This is a genomic window from Streptomyces sp. DvalAA-43 (genome assembly GCF_900091725.1).
GTDB lineage: Bacteria > Actinomycetota > Actinomycetes > Streptomycetales > Streptomycetaceae > Streptomyces > Streptomyces pulveraceus.
In genome coordinates, this window is the sequence record NZ_FMBW01000071.1 from 114,731 (window position 1) to 137,641 (window position 22,911).

Genomic DNA, 22,911 nt, shown 5'->3' on the forward strand with positions numbered 1-22,911 from the left:
TTGGTGATCATGGGGCCGTTTCACTCGAATGAGTCGCTAGAGAGTGAGCAAGACCATAGGGTTCGTGGTGATCCATCACCACAAAGAGCAGGGCGATTGTCTTTCGGCGCTGAAGGCTGCGAGCTCAGTTCACAGCCACGCCAGAGCAGCGACGGCCCCGCCGCCACAGACACGCCCTTGTAGATCAGGAAGCCATGCCCTCCGAGTACACGCCCGCATCGTTCGACCCGCTGTCGACCGAGAAAATCGCGAACACCGTCTGCGAGACCTTCGAGCGCCAGCCCTTGGTTTCCATGACTACGGAGATCCCTAGATTCGAAGGATCCGGGCTGTACGCGCTCTACTACCGTGGGGTCACCGTAGCCCTGTACCTGCCTCTGGCGGGCCTTCAGATCCCCGTGTACGTAGGGCAAGCCACCAGCAACAGCGCCACCGGGGCAAGGGTCCGGGAGCGGTTTCCTCTCCACAGCCGCCTCAAACAGCACCGAATCTCGATCATCGAAGGCGGCCTCCCCATCGATGAGTTCCGCTTCCGGGCGCTGCTGCTGCCGGACGTACACGCGAATCTGGGTGAGAACGGCCTACGCGTCGGCTACCAGCCGGTGTGGAACAGCATCCTCACCGGGTTCGGCAGCAAGGAGCAGGGGGCGACGACCCGGCAGAGCCGGAAGAGTAAGTGGGACACAGTGCACGATGGACGCCGACGCACCCACGGGGGCGTCGTCCATGACGTCGAAGCCCTCGTCTCGGAGGTCAAGGCACACATCGAGCGGCGGGTCGACGGATACGACGCTCTTCCGTGGTTGCACCCGAGCACCGAGACGTTCCTGGACCTCGACGCCCCCTGAGAGGGGCACTCTTCGGCGGTGATCAACGGTTGAGATGGGCTCCGAGCCACGAGGCCGCCCTGGATGATCTCGCCCGCGACGCCGCAGAGAAGGTCGCCCAGCTCGTGCCGCCTTTGCGCCTGTATCTGGCTGCTGTCCCCAGACTGGCTCCGCACCATCTGCGGGGTGCCCCAGCCGCGGCCTCGGGCTGACGCGGCCCGTACGAGGCCCCCCAACGCCCCTCAGGCGTGGCAGCAAGAGGCCCCGGGTCGAGCGGCGCCTCCGCCCCGGGTTCTCTCCCCTGTCAAGGGGCCCTACCAGTGCCGCGAATTCGAGGCTCGGCAACGCCGTTCGCGTGATCACCGGACCGCTGACCAGGCGCTTGGTGCTGGATGCGCCTCATGAGGTGGGCACTAAATCGAACCCGGCTCACCAGACACGATGCGCGGCCCAGCGGTCGCCATGGTGGTGAGGGCTTGTCCTCGGCTCCCCGGTGGACGAGGCGCCTCATCGCCACCGCGCTCCCTCTGGCTGCCCGGATCAAGAAGGGGAACCGTCCCCGAATGTCAGTGCCGTGGTGTAAGTCTCTGTTGAGCTGACAGATACCCGCTGGACCACGCTGGCGGTTCTATCGAGGAGGAGCACTTTGTCGACCGACGCCGAGCGGGCGCCTCTTGAGGAGATCGACCTCACGCCCTCGCCGCAGTTGCTGGAGGCGTTGGGGGACATCCCCTACAAGCCCTGGCAGTGCATGGCCGAGCTGATCGACAACTCTTTCGACGACTTCCTGACCGACCCGGACCTCACGCGCGGGGAGCCCCGGGAGGTATGGATCACCCTTCCGAAGCCGACCGACGAGGACCTCTTCGTCAGTGTGATCGACAACGGCCGCGGCATGAGCCGCGAAATGCTCCAGAACGCGCTCCGAGCCGGCTACAGCGGCAAGCGCCGCTACGGCAGCCTGGGGCTGTTCGGCATGGGCTTCAACATCGCCACCGCGCGGCTTGGGAATCTGACCCAGGTACGGACGACCCGCGCGGGAGACCCCGACTGGCTGGTTGTGGAGATCGACCTGCGACGGCTCGCCCGCAACGACAGCTACAAGTCGCCTCTTCGCCGTGAGCCGAAGGACGATCCCGCGCTGCACGGCACGGAGGTCGTCGTCCGCCGCCTCCGGGACGAGATCGCCGAAGACCTCAAGCGCCCCCGTCGGCACGCGGCGATCCGCGCCGACCTCGGACGCGTGTACTCCTACCTGCTCCGTAGTGAGAACCCCGTGCCCGGAGTCCCCGACGGCCCCATGGCTGGGCGCGGCTTCAAGCTCAAGGTCAACGGCAAGAACGTGTCGCCCCGGCTCCCCTGCGTATGGTCGGCATCACGAACAGTCACCAGGCAGGGCCGCGAGATCCCGGCGATCAAACCCGTGGACGTCCGTCTGGCGCCCGCCCTCGCCTGCATGGACTGTGGTCACTGGCAGAACCCGGACCTCGAGTTCGACCGTTGCGTTCAGTGCGAGAGCGAAGACCTGCAGCTGCGCGAGCGACGTATCCACGGCTGGATCGGCGTCCAGCGGTACCTTCACGAGAGCGACTTCGGCATCGACTTCCTTCGCAACGGCAGGAAGATCCGGGTCGGGGACCGCTCTTTGTTCTCGTGGGAGAACCCGGACGACGGCACCCTCGTCCCGGAGTACCCGGTGGAGGTTCCGGCCAACCAGGGACGCATCGTAGGCGAGATCCACCTCGACCATGTTCCGGTGGGCTATCAGAAGCTGGACTTCAACCGTGAGAGCCGCGAGTGGCGGTACGCGGTGACAGCCCTGCGAGGTGAGGGCCCGATGCGCCCGAAGAAGGCCGCCGCGCTTGGCTACCCGCCAAACACCTCCCACCTCGGCGAGATCTTCAAGGGGTATCAGGAGAACCGCCCCGGCACGGATTGCCTCATCCCTGGCGACGGAAGCAAGGCGACGCACGAGGCGGCCCGCGACTGGGGCGCGAAGTTCCACGCTGGCCAGGCCGAGTACCTCTCGGACGAGATCTGGTTCACGGCCGTACTCGCCCACGACGAGGCTCGCGATAACGGTGGCCGAGCACCGAGGCCGTCCCCCGGCGCCACAGGGCCTCGCGGCTCGTTGTCCGGGCGCACAGGCTTGACTCCTCTGGGCGCTGGGGGCCAGACGGATGCCGACAGTGAGGCGCAGCCCGTCCCTCCCGTGGCTGAGCCCGAGCCACAGCCGGTGGAGACGGAGGAGCAGCGGTTCGCCCGGTACCGTGCTGACTCGACCCGGCTGTTCGACCTCGCGGGCGAGGTGAGCCTTCCTCGCTTGGGGCGGCGGATCGTGACGGTCTTTGATACCCACGTGCCCCTCCTTGATGATCAGGAACGTCAGGTTCCTTCCCTAGCCCGGATGGGGCGCGGAACCAGCCTGGAGGTCTACGTCTACAGCGAGCACCCGGTGTTCCGGGAGTACGGGCGCGACCCGCGCGACTACGCGCTGGTGGAGATCGCGCAGACGCTACACGCCTTCGAACCCGATGGGCAGAAGGTGACGGCGGTCCTCGCTGACGTCACCCGGCAGTTTCCGGACCAGCGGGTCACCGAGTCCGCGCTGCGTGAGAGGGCCGAGGCCATGACCGGCCGAGTCCAGGGCCTGATGGAGCCGATCGTCCCGCTGAAGGCAGCCGAGTTGTGGGCTGCCCTCCCTGAGGACGCTCGCCTCCGCGCCGAGCGTGAAGCGGGTCGGGCCGACGCCTCCCTCGACTGGCCGACGGTGGTCAAGGAGGGCGCGTTCGTGGCGTACCTCGACACGGCCGGCATCGCGGCGCTCGTACGAGTTTTCCCGGGCGATTTCCTCGACGGCGCGGTGTTCAAGACCTCCTGGGTCGGCTGGTCGGACAACGAGATCAAGGACCGCCAGGTCGCGCAAGCTGTGCGACCGCTTGAGGTCGTGAGTGAGTTCCTGGCCGAACCGGGGACGAAGACCCGGCTGGAGCTGGCGCTGGCCAGGATCACCTTCGACATGCTCGACCACAACATCGTCCGCTCGGAGTGAATCTGTGACGACCTCCTTCATGGCCCCGGATTTCCTTCGCGCCCTTGGGCCGTCGGGATTCACTCGCCAGGTGGAGCGCCTCGCGCTCCACCTGGGTTTCACCGACGTGGTCAACATCGACGGGTCCTACGACCAAGGAGGGGACATCCTCGCGCTCCGGGAGGGAAAGCGCTGGGTCTTCCAAGCGAAGTGGAAAGCGGGGGCGGCCGTGCCGTCCGGCGCGATCGACGAGGTGCTCCACGCCAAGGCTTACTACGGCGCGGACCACGCCGTAGTCGTGACGAACAGCCGCTTCGGACCTACCACCCGCAAGCGCCGCGAGAGTCTCGCGGCAGCCGGGATGCGCGTGGAGCTGTGGTCTGGTCACGAACTCATGGACTTGTACGCGGACGACGGGTTCGCTGCCCGGCGCCTTCCGCCCCATACCCTGCGGGCTTACCAGGAGCAGGCGCTCCAGGCCGTCCTCGCCGACCTCGACAGCTCGGACCGCGCGCTGCTCGTGCTGGCCACCGGCCTGGGGAAGACGGTGGTCGGCGGCGAGGTGATCGCTCATCATCTCAGTCAGAATCCCCGCGACAAGGTCCTGGTCGTCGCCCCGGCCAAGGACCTGGTGGACCAGCTGGAACGCGCGCTCTGGCAGCACCTGCCCAAGGACGTCCGCACGCAACTCCTGACCGGAGATCACCGCCCCGACGACCTGCGAGGGGTGACGTGCGCCACTGTGGCGAGTGGCCTCGGTTACGCGCGGGCCGGCTACAGGCCCGCTCTGGTGATGGTCGATGAGGCCCACCACGTGGCCGAGGACGGGCAGCTCGCCGAGCTGCTCGACGTCCTCTCTGCCAGCCGCCAATTCGGAGTGACGGCGACGCCGTGGCGGGGCGACCGCTTCGACATTCGCCATCGGTTCGGCGAGCCGAGCTTCACTCTCGGCATTGAGGACGGCATGCGACTCGGCTACCTGTCCGAAGTGCGGTACAGGCTCTACGCCGACAGCATCGACTGGGACTTCGTCCGCTCAGCCAGCGAGCACAGCTACTCAATCAAGGACCTGAACGCTCGCCTCTTCCTACCCGAACGGGACGAGGCCGTCCGCGAACAACTCATGGCCGTCTGGGAGCGAACACCCCAGCCGCGTGCGATCGTGTTCTGCCGCACCGTCGAGCACGCCGAGCAGATGGCCGCCCTGCTCGGAGAAGTCCCCCAGTGGCGCGGAGCGCTCGCGGTCCACGCCCGACTGGACCGGCGCGAGCGGCAGGCGCGGCTGATGCGCTTCCGCAGCGGGCAGACGCCGATCCTCACGGCGGTCGACATCCTTAACGAGGGAGTCGACGTTCCAGACGTCAACATCCTCTGCTTCGCGCGAGTCACGCACAGCCGTAGGATCTTCGTGCAACAGCTTGGGAGAGGCTTGAGGTTGCGCACCGGGAAGACGCACGTGGAGGTTCTGGACTTCGTCAGCGACATCCGTCGCGTCGCGGCCATCATGAACATTCGCCAACAGGTCGCGGAGGACGAGCTGGAAATCCTGCGGCTGACGCAGCGCGGCACCAGCTTCGAGTTCGCGGACCAGCGCGCCGAGAGCCTGATGCGTGAATGGATCAAGGACGCGGCCAGCCTGGAGACCGCGCTCGACGAGAGTCGTTTGCAGTTCCCCAACCCCGCCGTTTTTGGAGGTTAAACCCGGATGAGCGAGATCGACGAGGAGATCCGGGGGGAGGTCCTCTCCGAGGTCTACCGCCAGATCGAGGAGCTCGACTGGGACGGGTTGTCCTCACGTGAGCGCTCACGGTGTTACGAACGATGGGTCAATGACCCATTGATCGGTGACAAGCTGGCCCGGTTCATTCCCCGGGAGAAGGTCCGGGTGTGGATCAAGGACGGGCCGGTGAAGGAACTACCCCGGGTCCGCAACGGCATCGGCCCCAACGCGAAGTACGCTTCCCGCCGTTACCCGACGGCCGATCAGATCGCCCAGCAGGTTCTCGGCCTGGACTGGCGCGCCAACCTCGACACGCTAGGGATCAAGCCCACCCAGTGTGTCGTCAAGGGGCCCGGCTCCGACGAGCGGCTCATGATGTGGGCACCACCTCAGAACCTCCAGGACCTCGTCTGGGCCGGCATCAACGCCAAGGTGGACGATCGCCCTGAGCCTCTCCTCATCATCGGGCTGACTCAAGGGCAGCGACTCAGCGAAGGGGAGCAGGCAAGGCAGCGCCATGTCGCAGGGGTAGCAGGGCTTGAGCTGATACACACCACACTGAGGCTGACGCGCGTCTCTCCATACTGACCTTTCTCGGCAGTGCTTCACCGCGCTGGCGAGCAGGACACGTGCGCTGATCAAGCACAGGAAGGCGCCGACAGCGGTCCCATCGCAGGCTCAAGGAGAAGGGCTCCGAGGCCGCCGACTCAGGGCGAACGTCCCTGGACACTCCTACCGAGGACGGCGCGAATCCTGGCTCTTGCCAAGCGCTCGGCAGGTATCGGCGTCGGTGAAGTTGAACGCCAGGGTGCTGTTTAGGAGACCCGGCCCGTATTCACCGACTCGTCCGCATCGAGCAGAAACTGCGTGCCCAGTCCGCCGCTCGAACCACGGGGCCCCAAGGCTGCACCGCTGACGCCGACGACTGTCGGGATCGGATCGATTGTCACTACTTGAGGAACCTTGTAGCGGACTGCACGAGCGCGATCGTAGAGATCCCACAACAACCGCCGCCCAGTGCACCTCTGCTTACACGGCTGGCCAGGAGCCGTTCAGCACGGTGGCCGCACGCTCGGCCACCAAATGGCCACCGCACCGCCCCAAACTGGTCGAGGTGAAGCCGCAGGAAGCAGCAAAAGGCCGGGTCACAGACTTACAAGAAGAAATCACCACGGGCTGCCGACCTTGGGCCTACGCATTGCAATGCGTAGGCCCAAGGTGCTCGACTGGCCCGCATTCCAAGGTCAAGAAAACGAAGAAACCGCAGGCCAGAGGTCTGGCCTGCGGTTTACCTTGGAGCCGCCTTCGGGATTCGAACCCGAGACCTACGCATTACGAGTGCGTTGCTCTGGCCAACTGAGCTAAGGCGGCACGCCCTGTCGCACTATGGTGCGATCAGCAGCGTCGCCAAGTCTACACAGTTTCCGGGGGTGCTCCGTACCAGCCTCGTTCCGCGCCGTTTTCGCAGGTCAGTGGGGAGGTAGGTGGGGAGGCCGGGTGGTCAGGAGCACTTCTCGTCCTTGGTCGGTGGGGTGCCCTCCAGGAGGTAGGTGTTGATCGCCGTGTCGATGCACTCGCTGCCGCGGCCGTACGCCGTGTGGCCGTCGCCCCGGTAGGTGAGGAGGGTGCCGGAGGAGAGCTGGCCGGCCAGGGACTGGGCCCACTTGTACGGGGTGGCCGGGTCACGGGTCGTGCCGACCACGACGATCGGGGCCGCACCCTTCGCCTCGATGCGGTGGGGGTGGCCCGTGGGCGGGACCGGCCAGTCGGCGCAGTTCAGGGCGGCCCAGGCGAAGGACTTGCCGAAGACCGGGGACGCCTTCTCGAAGCTGGGAACGGCACGGGCGGCGGCCTTGGCGTCGGCGAAGGCGGGCGGCTGGTCCAGGCAGTTCACGGCCGCGTTGGCGAACATGAGGTTGGCGTACGTGCCGTTCGGCCGGCGTTCGTAGTAGCTGTCCGACAGGGCGAGCAGGCCGGAGCCGTCGCCCTTCTGCGCGGCGGCGAGGGCCTCGCGGAGCTGGGGCCAGGCCGACTCGTCGTACATGGCGGCGATGACCCCCGTGGTGGCCAGGGATTCGGTGAGCCTGCGGGATTCGCCGGTGGCGATCGGCCGGGCGTCGAGGTCGGTGAAGAGCCGCTTCATGCGGGCGGCGGCATCGGCGGTCGAGGTGGTGCCGAGCGGGCAGTTCTTCTTCTTCACGCAGTCGGCGGCGAAGGCCTGGAACCCGGTCTCGAAACCGGCGGTCTGGTCGCGGTTCAGGGTGAGGGCGTCGAGCGACGGGTCCATCGCACCGTCGAGGACCAGCCGGCCGACCCGGGCGGGGAAGAGGCCGGCGTACGTCGCGCCGAGGAAGGTGCCGTACGACGCCCCGACGTAGTTCAGCTTCTCGTCGCCGAGCAGGGATCGCAGCATGTCCATGTCGCGGGCGGTCTCGACGGTGGAGACATGGGGCAGGATCTCGCCGGAGTGCTTCTCGCAGCCGTCGGCGAGCTCCTTGAACGCATCGGTCAGCTCGGTGACCTCGCGGGTGTCGTCCGGGGTCTGGTCGACCTCGGTGTAGCTGTCCATCTGCGGACCGGTGAGGCAGACGACGGGCTCGCTGCGGGCCACTCCGCGAGGGTCGACGGCGACCATGTCGTAGCGGGCGCGGACCTGGGCCGGGTAGCCGAGCGCCGCGTAGCTCTGGAGGTATTCGACGGCCGAGCCGCCGGGCCCGCCCGGGTTCACCAGGAGGGAGCCGATCCGCTTGCCGGGGCCGGTGGCCTTCTTGCGGGAGACGGCCAGGTTGATCTTGGTGCCGTCCGGTTTCTTGTAGTCCAGTGGCGCCTTCATCGTCGTGCACTGGAACCCCTCGACACCGCAGTCCCGCCACTTCAGTTGCTGCGCGTAGTACGGCTTGAGCCCTGCGGGGACGGCCGGTGCGGACGCGGCGGAGGACGCGGACGACGACGTGTTCGTCGAACTGCCGCTGGTACAGCCGGAGATGAGCAGGCCGGCGGTTCCGAGCGTGGTGGCGAGGATGTGGAGCGAGCGCCTGGTGTCCATGCCCGGAGCGTAGTCGCCATGCCATGGTTCGCCCCGATTCGCTCCCCATACGGGTGAATGAACGATCATGAATGAGCGATCGTGAACGGGTCGGGCGCGGGTCGAGCGCGGGTGACCGGCCACGAACGGACGAACCAGGAACGGACCGGCCGAAGACGGGCCGGCCCGGAACGGGTCGTGTCAGCCCGCGCGCAGCGCCATCGTCATCGCCTCCACCGCGAGCAGCGGCGCCACGTTGCGGTCCAGCGCCCGACGGCAGGCGATCACCGCCTCTATCCGGCGAAGGGTACGCTCGGGCGTGGACGAACGGGCGATGCGGTCGAGGGCGTCCTGTGCGTCGGCATTGGCGATGGCGATCCCCGAGCCCAGCTGGATGGCCAGCACATCACGGTAGAAGCCGGTCAGGTCGGTGAGCGCGAGATCGAGGCTGTCGCGCTGCGTACGCGTCTTGCGGCGTTTCTGCCTGTCCTCCAGCTCCTTCATCACCCCGGCGGTACCACGCGGCAGCCGTCCCCCGGCGGCGGCACCGAGCGCGGCCTTCATCTCCTCCGTCTCCTTGACGTCGACCTCCTCGGAGACCTGCTTGGCGTCATCGGTGGCGGTGTCGATCAGCTCCTGGGCGGCCTTGAGGCAACCCCCGATGTCCTCCACCCGCAACGGGAGCTTGAGCACGGCGGCGCGGCGCGAGCGGGCCCGCTCGTCGGTCGCGAGGCGGCGGGCCCTGCCGATGTGGCCCTGGGTGGCCCGTGCGGCGGACGCGGCCCGCTCCGGATCGATGCCGTCACGCCGGATCAGGACGTCGGCGACCGCGTCCACCGGGGGCGTGCGCAGCGTGAGGTGGCGGCAGCGGGAGCGGATGGTGGGCAGCACGTCTTCGAGGGAGGGCGCGCAGAGCAGCCACACCGTGCGGGGCGCGGGCTCCTCGACCGCCTTCAGCAGTACGTTCCCCGCGCCTTCGGTGAGGCGGTCGGCGTCCTCCAGGACGATGACCTGCCAGCGGCCGACGGCCGGGGAGAGCTGGGCGCGGCGAACCAGCTCGCGGGTCTCCTTCACACCGATGGAGAGCAGATCCGTACGGACCACCTCGACGTCGGCGTGGGTGCCGATGAGGCTGGTGTGGCAGCCGTCGCAGAATCCGCAGCCGGGTGCGCCGCCCAGGGCGCGGTCGGGGCTGGTGCACTGGAGGGCGGCGGCGAAGGCACGGGCGGCGGTGGAACGGCCGGAGCCCGGCGGCCCCGTGAACAGCCAGGCATGGGTCATCTTCGACCCCGTCGGGACCGGCTCGCCCGCGGAGTGGGCGGTGACCAGCGCATCGGCGTCCCGGGCGGCGGCGCCGAGCTGCTCCTGCACCCGGTCCTGGCCGACCAGGTCGTCCCATACGGTCATGAGTCACCGCCCTTCCGGTGGTGTGCGCGCCGCGCGGCCGTCGTACGGTGCCGCCGCGCAGCTCCGATGTCACTGGCTACTGGCCACTAGCTACTGGCTGCTGATCCGGCTTCCTCGATCCGACTCCCATTGTGGGGGACGGGTCTGACAATCCCGGCAACAAGGCTGTCGAGCTGCCGGTCGTGGCCTGGCCCGGACCGGCCCGACTGCCGGGCCGGACCGGGCCAGCCCACGACCGACCACCCACCCCCCGACAGCCGTCACGGATCAGCGGCGCGGGCGGCGTCCCCGGCCCGAGCGGCCCGGGTCCCCGTCGTCGTGCTGGTCGCGGTGGTCGCCCAGCAGCTCGTCCGCCAGCGTCGGCAGGTCGTCCAGCGGGGTCTCCTCGGCCCAGTCGGGACGGGGACGGCGGGCGGGGCGCTCCTGGTGCTCCTGGCCGTCCCAGTGGTTCTGGGCCGGTCGCGGGGCGCCCGCGTGCGGATCGTCGATCTGCGGAAGCTCGCGGGTGCGCTCGTTCTCGCTCTCCGCCGCGGAGCCCGCCGGGCGCTCGTCGCGGAAGATGCCCCGGGGAACCCGGTCCGCCGGATTCGCGTCCCGGATGTCCCGCACCTGAGGAAGGACCGTCGTCTCGTCCGCCGCACCGGCCCGGTCGGACCGGTCCTGGATCTTGGGGATCATCGCCGTCTCGGCCTCGTCGGAGGACGAGGACGTGGACGAGGACGAGCCGTCCGGCGCGGGCACCTGCTGCGTCACGTCGTTCGGGTTGACGATCGGCGTCGGCACCGTGATCTCGTTCTCCGGCACGGACGCCGCGGCAGCGGCCTCCGCACGGGCCTTCTCCGCCGCGGCGGCGGCCTCGGCCTCAGCGCGCCTGCGGGCCTCCTCGGACCGCAACAGCGCCTCCTCGGCCTTGCGCTGCTTCTCCAGCCGCAGGGCCTCGGCCTCCTTGCGCAGCCGCGCCTCCTCCTCGGCCTGCCTGCGCAGCCTGGCCTGTTCGGCCTCGCGGGCCGCTTCCTCGGCCTCGCGCCTGGCCCGCTCCTCCTCGGCCACCCGGCGGGCTTCCTCGGCCCGCTGCCGGGCCTCCTCCGCCTGTCGTTCGGCCTCGCGCCTGCGGGCTTCCTCCAGCTCGCGGGCCTTGCGCTCCTCCTCCTCGGCGCGGAGCTTGGCGAGCTGTTCCTGTCGCTCGCGCTCCAGCCGCTCCTCCTCGGCCTTGCGGGCCGCCTCTTCCTCGGCCTTGCGCCTGGCCTCCTCCTCGGCGGCCTTGCGCGCCTCCTCCTGGGCCTTGATCTCGGCCTCGGAGAGCGGGAGGAGCCGGTCGAGCCGGTGACGTACGACCGTGGTGATCGACTCCGGGTCCTGGCCCGCGTCCACGATCAGGTAGCGGGTCGGGTCGGCCGCGGCCAGCGTCAGGAAGCCGGACCGCACCCGGGCGTGGAACTCCGGCGGCTCGGACTCCAGCCGGTCGGGGGCCTCGGTGAACCGTTCCCTCGCGGTCTCCGGATCGACGTCCAGCAGCACCGTCAGATGCGGGACCAGCCCGCTCGTCGCCCAGCGCGAGATCCGGGCGATCTCGGTCGGGGAAAGGTCGCGGCCCGCGCCCTGGTAGGCCACGGACGAGTCGATGTAGCGGTCGGAGATGACGATCGCGCCGCGCTCCAGCGCCGGGCGGACGACCGAGTCGACGTGCTCGGCGCGGTCGGCGGCGTACAGCAGCGCCTCGGCCCGGTTGGACAGGCCGGCCGACGAGACGTCCAGCAGGATCGAGCGCAGCCGCTTGCCGACCGGCGTCGCGCCCGGCTCGCGGGTGACGACGACCTCGTGGCCCTTGGCGCGGATCCACTCGGCGAGCGCCTCGACCTGGGTGGACTTGCCCGCGCCGTCGCCGCCCTCCAGGGCGATGAAGAATCCGGTCGCGGCGGGGGCGACCGCCGGGTCGCCCCCGCGCAGCGCCTCACGCAGATCGCGGCGCAGCGGCACTCCGGAGCGGTCGTCCGTCTTGGCGAGGACGATCACGGCGACCGGCAGCAGCAGGGCGCCGATCAGCATCAGGGCGAAGGCCGCTCCACCGTGCTCGAAGACGAAGTCGCCCGAGCCCAGCCGGTGGGCGCCGATCGCGGCGGCCAACAGCGGGCCCGCGAGCGCGCCGACCGCGATGAGGACCCGTACGACGGCCTGGAGGTGCTCGGTGGTCCTGGCCCGGCGGAACTCCTCGGTCTCCTGGTCGACCAGGACATGACCGGTGTGGGCGGCGACGCCCGCGGCGTAACCGGCGAGCACCGTGAGCATCAGCACGGTCGCCGTGTCCGGCACGAGGCCCATGGCGAGCAGCGCGATGCCGGTGACGGCGGTGGCCAGGGCGAGCAGTCGGCGCCGCGAGAGGGTGGGGAGCACCTTCTCCGCGGTCCGGATGCCGACGCCCGTGCCACCGGTCAGGGCGAGGATCAGCAGCGCGAAGGTGGCGGGTCCGCCGCCCAGGTCGGCGGCGTGCAGCACCGAGACCGCGGCGGCCGCGGCGATGGCCCCGGCGATCGCGGCCGAGGCGCCGACGATCAGCGGGACGGCTCCGGTGCGGCCCTTGCCGGGTCCGCCGCCGGCCGACGGCCGTCGCAGGCCCTCCAGAGGCGAGCGCGGGCGGGGGGTCTGCGTACCGGGCAGTTCCAGGAAGTACAGGGTGGAGATCGACGCCGAGAAGAGCCCGGCCGCGACGTACGAGCCGAGGGCCGCCTGGTGGATCGAGAACCACTCCAGGCCCGAGCCCAGCAGGTTGCCGACGAGGGTGGCGATCAGCAGGACGACCGCCGCGACCGGGATCGCGGCGAAGTCGGTACGGATGGAGAGCCGGCGCAGTGCGTCGAGGTGGTCGGGCAGCGGGCGTACCGCGGCGCCCTCGGGGGGCGGGCCGGGCAGCAGCGCGGGGGCCGCACCGTCCTTGGCGACCGTCCACAGGCGTTCGGCCGCGCCGACGACGAAGACGGTGATGAGGATCATCATGAGTGCCTTGTCCGGCATCCAGTCGATCCACAGCGGTGCGACGACCAGCAGCGCGAGCCGCAGCCCGTCCGTCCCGATCATCAGCCACCGCCGGTCCAGCGGTCCTCCGGGCGCGGTGAGCGTCGTCAGCGGCCCGAGGAGTACGGCTCCGAAGAGCAGGGTGGCAAGGATCCGGGCACCGAACACCGCGGCTACGGCAAAGGCCGCGCCTCGGTACCCGGCTCCGAATGAGCCCTCCAGGACCGCCGCTTGCAGCGACATCAGCACCAGCACGAGAAGGGCGAGTGCATCGCCGGTACTGCCGACGAGCTGCGCGCTCCACAACCGCTTCAGCGGGGGAACACGCAACAGGGCTCGTACGGCGCGCTCGCGTGAGTCTGCGGCAAGTGTGTCGGAGGTGGGGCTCACGACCGTTGGCTGCTCGGCTCGCGTCATCCGCCCAGCCTATCCGGAGCGGCGGGGTCCCCGGAGGCCCCGTCCGAACATACGCCCGCACCAGCCGTTCCGGCCCTCCCCACGCCCCGGCCCCGGACCCTCCCGAAAACGCCGGAGGGGACCGGAATCACCCGGCCCCCTCCGGCGTACGGCGTAAGGCGCACTCAGACGCGTACCGCCCAGTCCTCCAAGGACGCCGCTCAGTCCTCCACGGACGCCGCGGCCGTCTTCTTCGCCGCGGTCGTCTTCTTGGTGGTCGTCTTGGCCGTCGTCGTCTTCTTGGCGGCCGTCGTCTTCTTCGCGGCGGTCTTCTTGGCCGTCGTGGTCTTCTTGGCCGCGGTCTTCTTCGCGGTCGCCGCGGTCTTCTTGGCCGGGGCCTTCTTCGCCGTCTTCTTCTTGGCGGGCCCCTTGGCGCGCTTCTCGGCGAGCAGCTCGTAGCCGCGCTCCGGGGTGATGTCCTCGACGCTGTCGCCGGTCCGCAGCGTCGCGTTCGTCTCACCGTCGGTGACGTACGCGCCGAAGCGGCCGTCCTTGACCACGACCGGAGCCCCGCTCACCGGGTCGGTGCCCAGTTCCTTCAGCGGCGGCTTGGCGGCGGCCCGGCCGCGCTGCTTGGGCTGGGCGTAGATCGCGAGGGCCTCTTCGAGGGTGATGTCGAACAGCTGGTCCTCGGAGGTGAGCGAACGCGAGTCCGTGCCCTTCTTCAGGTACGGGCCGTAGCGGCCGTTCTGCGCGGTGATCTCGACACCCTCGGCGTCCTCGCCGACGACGCGCGGCAGCGACATCAGCTTGAGCGCGTCCGCCAGCGTCACCGTGTCCAGGGACATGGACTTGAAGAGCGAGGCGGTCCGGGGCTTCACCGCGTTCTTGCCGGTCTTCGGGGTGCCCTCGGGCAGCACCTCGGTGACGTACGGACCGTAGCGGCCGTCCCTGGCGATGATCTGGTTCCCGCTGACCGGGTCCGCGCCGAGCTCGAAGTCGCCGCTCGGCTTGGCCAGCAGCTCCTCCGCGTACTCCACGGACAGCTCGTCGGGCGCCAGGTCCTCCGGCACGTCCGCGCGCTGGTGGCCCTCGGAGTCCTTCTCACCGCGCTCGATGTACGGGCCGTAGCGGCCGACCCGGAGCTTGATGTCGTTGCCGACGGGGAAGGAGGAGATCTCCCGTGCGTCGATCGCACCGAGGTCGGTGACGAGCTCCTTCAGACCGCCGAGGTGGTCGCCGTCGCCGTTGCCCGCGTCGGAGGCCGCGCCCGCGCCGGTCGTGTCGCCGGCACCCGCACCGAAGTAGAAGCGCTTGAGCCACGGCACGGACTGGGCCTCGCCGCGCGCGATGCGGTCGAGGTCGTCCTCCATCTTCGCGGTGAAGTCGTAGTCGACGAGCCGGCCGAAGTGCTTCTCCAGCAGGTTGACCACGGCGAAGGAGAGGAACGAGGGAACGAGCGCCGTGCCCTTCTTGAAGACGTAGCCGCGGTCCAGGATCGTGCCGATGATCGACGCGTACGTCGACGGGCGGCCGATCTCGCGCTCTTCGAGCTCCTTGACCAGCGAGGCCTCGGTGTAGCGGGCCGGCGGCTTGGTGGCGTGGCCGTCGACCGAGATCTCCTCGGCGGACAGCGCGTCGCCCTCGGCCACCTGCGGGAGGCGCCGCTCGCGGTCGTCGAGCTCGGCGTTCGGGTCGTCGGCGCCCTCGACGTACGCCTTCATGAAGCCGTGGAAGGTGATCGTCTTGCCGGACGCGGAGAACTCGGCGTCCCGGCCGTCGCTCGCCCGGCCGCCGATCTTGACGGTGACCGAGTTGCCGACCGCGTCCTTCATCTGGGAGGCGACGGTCCGCTTCCAGATCAGCTCGTAGAGCCGGAACTGGTCACCGGTCAGACCGGTCTCGGCAGGGGTGCGGAAGCGGTCGCCGGAGGGGCGGATCGCCTCGTGCGCCTCCTGCGCGTTCTTGACCTTCCCGGCGTACGTGCGCGGCTTGTCCGGCAGGTAGTCGGCGCCGTACAGCTGCGTGACCTGCGCACGGGCCGCGGAGACCGCGGTGTCCGAGAGGGTCGTGGAGTCGGTACGCATATAGGTGATGAAGCCGTTCTCGTACAGCTTCTGCGCGACCTGCATGGTGGCCTTGGCCCCGAAGCCCAGCTTCCGGCTCGCCTCCTGCTGGAGGGTCGTCGTACGGAACGGGGCGTACGGGGAGCGGCGGTACGGCTTCGACTCGACGGACCGCACGGCGAACGTGGCGTCGGCGAGCGCGGCGGCCAGGGCGCGGGCGTTCGTCTCGTCCAGGTGCAGGACCTGGGCGGAGCCGGGCTTCAGCTGCCCGTCCGGACCGAAGTCGCGACCCTGGGCGATACGGCGGCCGTCGACCGCGCTGAGGCGGGCGACGAGGGTCGACGGGTCGGAGGCGTCACCGGAGCGACCGGTGGCGAAGGTGCCGGTGAGGTCCCAGTACTCGGCGGAGCGGAAGGCGATGCGCTCGCGCTCCCGTTCGACGACGAGACGGGTCGCCACGGACTGGACGCGGCCGGCCGACAGGCGCGGCATGACCTTCTTCCACAGGACCGGCGAGACCTCGTAGCCGTAGAGGCGGTCGAGGATACGGCGGGTCTCCTGGGCGTCGACCATGCGCTGGTTGAGCTCGCGCGGGTTGGCGACGGCGGCCCGGATCGCGTCCTTGGTGATCTCGTGGAACACCATCCGGTGGACCGGGACCTTGGGCTTCAGGACTTCCTGCAGGTGCCACGCGATGGCTTCGCCCTCGCGGTCCTCATCGGTGGCGAGGAAGAGTTCGTCGGACTCGGCCAGCAGCTGCTTGAGCTTCCTGACCTGCGCTTTCTTGTCCGCGTTGACGACATAGACGGGCTGGAAGTCATGCTCGACGTCGACGCCGAGCCGACGGACCTCGCCGGTGTACTCGTCCGGAACCTCTGCGGCGCCGTTCGGCAGGTCGCGGATGTGCCCGACGCTCGCCTCGACGACGTATCCGGGGCCGAGGTAGCCCTTGATCGTCTTCGCCTTGGCAGGCGACTCGACGATGACGAGTCGGCGGCCGCCCTGTGCGGTCTCGCTGGTCGGGGACAACTTCGCTCTTCTCTCCGGTCGACGCTCGGTGGGCATCCGGGCAGCGCGATGACGCTGCCGACGGTGCTGTCGCTGCGGAGTGTGACGGTACAACCCGCCCCCGTGTCAAACGGCAAAAGCCCGCAACGGCCACTCGAACGGTAACCCGACTTCCGCCATTCCTGCCGCCCGGACCGCCCGGTACGCCCTGTGCGCGGCCGCTGCCTGCGGGTTTCAGGGTGCTGTTTGCGGCGGCGCGGGCGTCGGGGGCGGGCCGCTCGCGGTCCGGGCGTGTTCCCGGCCACTGGCCGCCGCTGTCCGCCGCCGTCCGGGGTCCGCCGCGGCCTGAGGGGTCCGGACCGGTCCGGTGGGAAGTGGATCAGAGGCGGATCAGATACGGGTGAAGCACCACACGCCGAGGACGAGAAAAAGTACGCCGAACACAGTGGCGAGCACGGCGGAGGCGACGGGACTCACACCGTGCGCCACCGGAGCGCGGTGCAGCACGCGCGCTCCCGTCCACAGCAGCAGCGCGGCGCCGAACAACGCGAACGCCGTTCCGGCGAAGACCGCAGGTCCGCTCTCCATGCCCGTGCGCCTCCCTGTCCCTGTCCGGCCGGGGCGGGTGCCGTCCGGTCAGGGGGAGGCTGCCACCCCAGGGCGTCGCCGATGCGAACCCCGGGTGAATGGCCGGATTCGCCCGCCTCCGGCTCACGAACCCGGGCGGATGTGCCTGGCGGACGCCTTGGGCGGGGGCCGGATCCGGATGCGGACCGGGCGCGGACCGGATGTGAGCCGGACGCGGACCGAAGCGGACCGGGCGTGGACCGGACCCACGAACCGCCGGAGGGCCACCGCGAGCACTGTCCGGAGCACCGCCCCGAAGCACCTGCCGGAGCGCCATCCGGAATCCGCGGGCTCCACGACGCGTCGGCGGTGCGAGCCCGAAGCCGCTGATGGCGAGGCCCTTCCTTACTTACGGCGGTAGGCACCTGAACGAGAACGGAGCCCGCCGGAAAGACCTGCGACGCCACCGGCCCCGCCCTGCCGGACCGAGGCGGACGGCACGGGCCGGTCGGGCAGCCCGGCCCCACCGGTACGGCTCGGTCGGGCAGCCCGGACCGAAAGCGGACGAACAGGCGGGGCGAACCGAACGAGCCAGGCGACGCGACCGAACAGGCCGGACAACACAGCGCGGACCGAACCGAACAGGCCGGCACGCACCGGCCTGAGCGGTCCGGCCAGGCCGGTCAGGCCGGTCAGTCCGACCAGTCCGGTGCGGTCGGACAGGCGCGGTCAGCTGGCCGGAGGGGCCGGTTCCAGGAAGCCCTCCTCGACCAGCAGCCGGATCGCCTGCGGCGTCCGGTCGCGCAGCAGTACCGGGTCCTCGTTCATCAACTGGGCGATCGCGTCCAGGATCCGGCCCGCGGGCAGGCTCCCGTCGCAGACGCCCGCGAAGCCGGCGCCGACGGCATCCACCTTCGTCGCCCGCCGCATGCCCCGGTTCTGACGGAGTACCACATGCTCCGGGTCCTCCGCGCCGGGCAGGCCGACCTGCTCCTGCACGACCTCGGCGGCCAGGGTGAAGTGCCCGGCCAGGAGCGCCGCGTCGTCCTGCTCGCGGAGGTAGTCCTGACGGGCGAAGTGGGCCTCGACCGCCGGTCCGAGCGGCTGCTCCACCGCGTGCGGCCACTCCTCGATGACGACGGACGGATGACCGGCGGCGGCCGCGGCGGACTTGCGCAGGGTGATCCAGCCGAAGCCGACGCCCTTGGTCTTGTGGGCCTCGAACTCGTCCAGCCAGGCGTCGTACCGCGCGGCGTACTCCGCGGGGTCCGTACGGTGGTCGCCGCTGTCGCGCAGCCACAGCTCCACGTACTGCGTCACGTCCTGGACCTCGCGCTGCACGATCCAGGCGTCACAGCCGTGCGGGACCCAGGAACCCAGTCGGCTCTGCCACTCCTCGCCCTCCACGTGCTGCCAGTTGGCGAGGAAGTGGGCGAATCCGCCCTCGTTCAGCCGGTCGCCCGTCTGCTGCACCAGGGTCCGGCACAGGTCGTCGCCGCCCATGCCGCCGTCGCGGTAGGTGAGGCGGGCGCCGGGCGAGATGACGAACGGGGGGTTGGAGACGATCAGGTCGTACGTCTCGGCGCCGACCGGCTCGTACAGCGAGCCCTGGCGCAGCTCGGCCGGGGCGGCGCCGGACAGCGCGAGCGTCAGCCGGGTGAAGCCCAGCGCACGGGGGTTGAGGTCGGTGGCCGTGACCCGGGTGGCGTGCTGCGAGGCGTGCAGCGCCTGGATGCCGGAGCCCGTACCGATATCGAGCGCCGAGGCGACAGGCGTACGGACGGTGATCCCGGCGAGCGTGGTGGACGCCCCTCCGACACCCAGGACCACGCCCTCCTCGCGCGAACCGATGCCACCCGCGCCACCGACCGCACAGCCCAGGTCGGAGACGATGTACCAGTCCTGCCCCTCGGGGCCGCTGTACGGCCGCACGTCGACCGTGGCCCGCACCTCGTCACCGACGCGGGTCACCCAGCCGTCCTCGACGCATTCGGCCAGCGGGAGCGCGGCACGCGCCTGCTCGTACGGAACGGGGTGCTGGAGCAGGAAGAGGCGCACCAGCGTGTCGAGCGGGGAATCGCCCCGGGTGGCGCGCAGCGCCGGGACCGTCTCGCTGCGGGCGAGCGCGGCATAGGCGGGCGCACCGAGCAGGTCGAGGAGCCCGTCGGCGGTGAAGGCGGCGGCAAGCAGGGCTTCGCGGAGCCGGGGCGAACGGTCGGGCACGGGGAGACTGGTCGTACTCACCCACCCATTGTGGCCGCTCCCACTGACAACGGCAGCGGCCCGGCACCCATCGGGGCGGCCGGGCCGTCCGTGCGACGTGCCGACGGCGCGACCGGCCGCACATCACGACATCCGCGGCTGCCGCCCGGTCACGACTTGTTGCCGATCATCGCCGACCAGGACGGTCAGGACTTCTTGCTGGGCGAGGCGGTCGGTGACGTGGCGGTGTTCGGCGGCACCGAGGCCGTCGGCTTCTGGCAGCCCTTCTGCTTCGCCATCGCGGTACCGACCTCGCCGGACTGAAGCTTCTTCAGCGCCTCGTCACCACTGGTGCTGATCTTGTTCAGCTCGTCCGCGATGCTCTTGAGCCCATCGGCGAACTTCCCCTGGTCCTTCGTCTCCAGTGCGTCGACCTTCTTCTGAAGGTTCGCGTACGACACGGAGGACGCGTCGAGCTCCTTCACGGCCTCCTTCTGCGTGGTCTCGCCGCCGTCGACCGGCGGGGGGCCCGCGGAGTCGACTGCCGCGCCCAGTGCCTTGTACGCCTGCGAGATCTGCTGGAAGGCTGCCGAGTCGGTCTTCTGGACGTCGGCGGGCTTGCTGTTGTCCGCGGTCTGCTGCTGGATGGCGGCGTTGGCGTTCGCGATCTTCTGGAGCTGGGGCTGGACCTGGTCGCAGACCTTCTTGGCCCAGTCGTTCACCTTGTCGCTGTTGTCATCGCTGCTGCAGCCCGACAGCGTCAGTACCAGTACCGCACCGCCGGACAGCGCGGCCGCAAGCTTCTTGTTCACCGGATCGGTCCCTTCCAAGGCTCTCGGCCCCGGAACTTACACGGCGAGCGGCCTCCATCCGGGTGCCAGGCATCCGATGAGTGGCCATTTGCAGCCATTTGCACCAAGGGAAATGAGGGAGATACAACTCACCCACACAGCCCTCCACATCCTGGAACACCTGAACGAGTAGATACACGATCGGCGTACGCGTCGGCGGCGGCCGCCGGTTGCTGTCGAGGTGCGACCGGGCGGGCGGCACATCAGAATGCGCCGCCCGCCCAGCCACTGGACCGGTGCCGGTCAGGCTTCAGTGCCTGGCCCCGGCTTCACGAAACAGCGGCCTGGGACGGCCTGTGCCCTTCTCCGTCCTCGCCCCCGTCCCCGTCCCCGTCCCCGGAGTCCTCCCCGTCGCCCACGGCGATCCCGCGCCGCTTGGACACGTAGACCGCGCCGACGATGACCGCGGCGGCGAGCACCGCCACCACCGTCCGCACACCGGCGCTCGCGTCCTGCCCGTAGCTGAACTGCACCACCGCCGGGGCGATGAGCAGGGCGACCAGGTTCATCACCTTGAGCAGAGGGTTGATCGCCGGACCCGCCGTGTCCTTGAACGGGTCACCGACCGTGTCGCCGATGACGGTCGCGGCATGGGCCTCGCTGCCCTTGCCGCCGTAATGGCCGTCCTCGACGAGCTTCTTGGCGTTGTCCCACGCGCCACCGGAGTTGGCGAGGAAGACCGCCATCAGGGTGCCGGTGCCGATGGCGCCCGCGAGATAGGAACCGAGCGCTCCGACACCGAGCGTGAACCCGACGGCGATGGGCGCCAGGACGGCCAGCAGGCCGGGCGTGGCGAGTTCGCGCAGGGCGTCCTTGGTGCAGATGTCGACGACGCGCCCGTACTCCGGCTTCTCGCTGTAATCCATGATCCCGGGATGCTCGCGGAACTGCCGCCGCACCTCGTAGACCACGGCCCCGGCCGACCGCGACACCGCGTTGATCGCAAGGCCGGCGAAGAGGAAGACGACCGCGGCGCCGAGAATCAGGCCCACCAGGTTGTTGGGCTGCGAGATGTCCAGGCTGAGCGTCATCTCCCCGGCCTTGGCCCCCACGTCGTCGACCGCCGTGGCGATCGCGTCGCGGTACGAACCGAAGAGCGCCGACGCCGCCAGCACGGCGGTGGCGATGGCGATGCCCTTGGTGATGGCCTTGGTGGTGTTGCCGACGGCGTCCAGGTCGGTGAGGACCTGCGCACCGGCGCCCGTGACATCACCGGACATCTCGGCGATGCCCTGCGCGTTGTCCGAGACCGGGCCGAAGGTGTCCATGGCGACGATGACACCGACGGTGGTGAGCAGCCCGGTCCCCGCCAGGGCCACCGCGAAGAGCGCCAGCATGATCGACGTTCCGCCGAGCAGGAACGCCCCGTAGACACCCAGACCGATCAGCAGCGCCGTGTAGACGGCGGACTCCAGACCGATCGAGATACCGGCGAGTACGACCGTGGCCGGACCGGTCAGCGAGGACTTGCCGATGTCCCTGACAGGGCGTCGGCCGGTCTCGGTGAAGTAGCCGGTCAACTGCTGGATCAGGGCGGCCAGCACGATGCCGATGGCCACGGCGACCAGGGCGAAGACCCGCGGGTCGCCGCCGTGCGAGGTGATGGCCCTGTCGGTGACGCCGTCCAGATCCGCGTACGAGGACGGCAGGTAGACGAAGACGGCCACGGCCACCAGCGCCAGCGAGATCACCGCGGAGACGAAGAACCCGCGGTTGATGGCGGTCATTCCGCTGCGGTCGGCGCGCCGCGGGGCGACCGCGAAGATGCCGATCATCGCGGTGATCACGCCGATCGCCGGAACGATCAGCGGGAAGGCCAGTCCGGAGTCGCCGAAGGCGGCCTTGCCGAGGATGAGCGCGGCGACGAGCGTCACGGCGTACGACTCGAAGAGGTCGGCCGCCATTCCGGCGCAGTCACCGACGTTGTCGCCCACGTTGTCGGCGATGGTGGCCGCATTGCGGGGATCGTCCTCCGGGATGCCCTGCTCGACCTTGCCGACGAGGTCGGCGCCGACGTCCGCCGCCTTGGTGAAGATGCCGCCACCGACCCTCATGAACATGGCGATCAGCGCGGCACCGAGGCCGAAGCCCTCCAGCACCTTCGGGGCATCGGCGGCATAGACGAGCACGACACAGGACGCACCGAGCAGGCCGAGGCCCACGGTGATCATGCCGACCACGCCACCGGTACGAAAAGCGATCTTCATCGCCTTGTGCGAAACGGCGGTGAGATCCTTTTCCGGCTCGCCTTCCGTGGGAGTGGCCTCACGCGCAGCAGCGGCCACACGGACATTGCTCCGTACGGCAAGCCGCATCCCGATGTATCCGGTGGCCGCCGAGAAAAGCGCACCCACCAGGAAGAACAACGAACGGCCCGCGCGCTGCGACCAGTTGTCGGCCGGTAGCAGCAGAAGCAGGAAGAAGACCACGACGGCAAAGATGCCGACGGTGCGCAACTGCCGGGCCAGATAGGCATTCGCGCCTTCCTGGACGGCGGCCGCGATCTCCTTCATGCGGTCGGTTCCCTCGCCGGCCGCCAGCACCTGGCGCACCAGCAACCTGGCGACGACCAGTGCGGCGACGGCGACGACCGCGATGACGATCACGATGACGCGATTGTCATCGGTGAGGACCGCGGCCGCCAGAGAAGTGGATCGGCCCGAAGGTGCGGAAAATGCGGATTCTTGCGCCGGTCCTGCCAGTGGGATGTTGAAGAACTCCGCCATACGTCCTCCTTGACGCTCAGCGCTCAAGACGTGGACGGATTGTAGGGAGCGGGAGCCGATCAAAACAGTGCGCGGT

Annotated in this window: 12 protein-coding genes and 1 tRNA gene; 4 read left to right on the forward strand and 9 right to left on the reverse strand. The window is 69.7% G+C overall.

Annotated features, from left to right (window positions below):
• Window positions 1-194 precede the first annotated feature (194 nt).
• The 4 genes from GA0115234_RS28755 (at window position 195) to GA0115234_RS28770 (ending at window position 6,166) form a co-directional block, all read left to right on the forward strand.
• Entirely contained in the window at window positions 195-848 is a 654-nt protein-coding gene (locus tag GA0115234_RS28755) for an Eco29kI family restriction endonuclease (RefSeq protein ID WP_093547533.1), read from the forward strand.
• A 625-nt stretch (window positions 849-1,473) separates the two neighbouring features.
• On the forward strand, window positions 1,474-3,879 hold the full coding sequence (locus GA0115234_RS28760) for an ATP-binding protein (RefSeq protein WP_093547535.1): 2,406 nt from the start codon (window positions 1,474-1,476) through the stop codon (window positions 3,877-3,879).
• A 4-nt stretch (window positions 3,880-3,883) separates the two neighbouring features.
• Entirely contained in the window at window positions 3,884-5,557 is a 1,674-nt protein-coding gene (locus GA0115234_RS28765) for a DEAD/DEAH box helicase family protein (protein WP_256088841.1), read from the forward strand.
• Window positions 5,558-5,563: 6 nt separating this feature from the next.
• On the forward strand, window positions 5,564-6,166 hold the full coding sequence (locus tag GA0115234_RS28770) for a hypothetical protein (RefSeq protein WP_093547537.1): 603 nt from the start codon (window positions 5,564-5,566) through the stop codon (window positions 6,164-6,166).
• 706 nt (window positions 6,167-6,872) lie between these two features.
• Here GA0115234_RS28770 and GA0115234_RS28775 read toward each other — a convergent pair.
• From GA0115234_RS28775 to GA0115234_RS28820, 9 genes are all read right to left on the reverse strand, one after another.
• Window positions 6,873-6,949, reverse strand: a tRNA-Thr gene (locus GA0115234_RS28775).
• Window positions 6,950-7,079: 130 nt separating this feature from the next.
• Window positions 7,080-8,624, reverse strand: coding sequence for an alpha/beta hydrolase (locus GA0115234_RS28780; protein WP_093547539.1), 1,545 nt, complete (start codon window positions 8,622-8,624; stop codon window positions 7,080-7,082).
• A 180-nt stretch (window positions 8,625-8,804) separates the two neighbouring features.
• Window positions 8,805-10,010, reverse strand: coding sequence for a DNA polymerase III subunit delta' (locus GA0115234_RS28785; RefSeq protein ID WP_093547541.1), 1,206 nt, complete (start codon window positions 10,008-10,010; stop codon window positions 8,805-8,807).
• Between the two features lie 267 nt (window positions 10,011-10,277).
• On the reverse strand, window positions 10,278-13,436 hold the full coding sequence (gene tmk, locus GA0115234_RS28790) for a dTMP kinase (RefSeq protein WP_093547543.1): 3,159 nt from the start codon (window positions 13,434-13,436) through the stop codon (window positions 10,278-10,280).
• Between the two features lie 200 nt (window positions 13,437-13,636).
• Window positions 13,637-16,510: a type I DNA topoisomerase gene (gene topA / locus GA0115234_RS28795; RefSeq protein ID WP_093547545.1), complete on the reverse strand. Its 2,874-nt coding sequence runs from the start codon at window positions 16,508-16,510 to the stop codon at window positions 13,637-13,639.
• Between the two features lie 369 nt (window positions 16,511-16,879).
• A complete protein-coding gene (locus tag GA0115234_RS28805) occupies window positions 16,880-17,077 on the reverse strand; it encodes a hypothetical protein (protein ID WP_093547549.1) in 198 nt (65 codons plus the stop codon).
• Between the two features lie 708 nt (window positions 17,078-17,785).
• Entirely contained in the window at window positions 17,786-19,300 is a 1,515-nt protein-coding gene (locus tag GA0115234_RS28810; protein WP_093547551.1) for a N5-glutamine methyltransferase family protein, read from the reverse strand.
• A 164-nt stretch (window positions 19,301-19,464) separates the two neighbouring features.
• Entirely contained in the window at window positions 19,465-20,070 is a 606-nt protein-coding gene (locus GA0115234_RS28815) for a small secreted protein (protein WP_093548277.1), read from the reverse strand.
• Window positions 20,071-20,378: 308 nt separating this feature from the next.
• Entirely contained in the window at window positions 20,379-22,835 is a 2,457-nt protein-coding gene (locus GA0115234_RS28820; protein WP_176729299.1) for a sodium-translocating pyrophosphatase, read from the reverse strand.
• Window positions 22,836-22,911 lie beyond the last annotated feature (76 nt).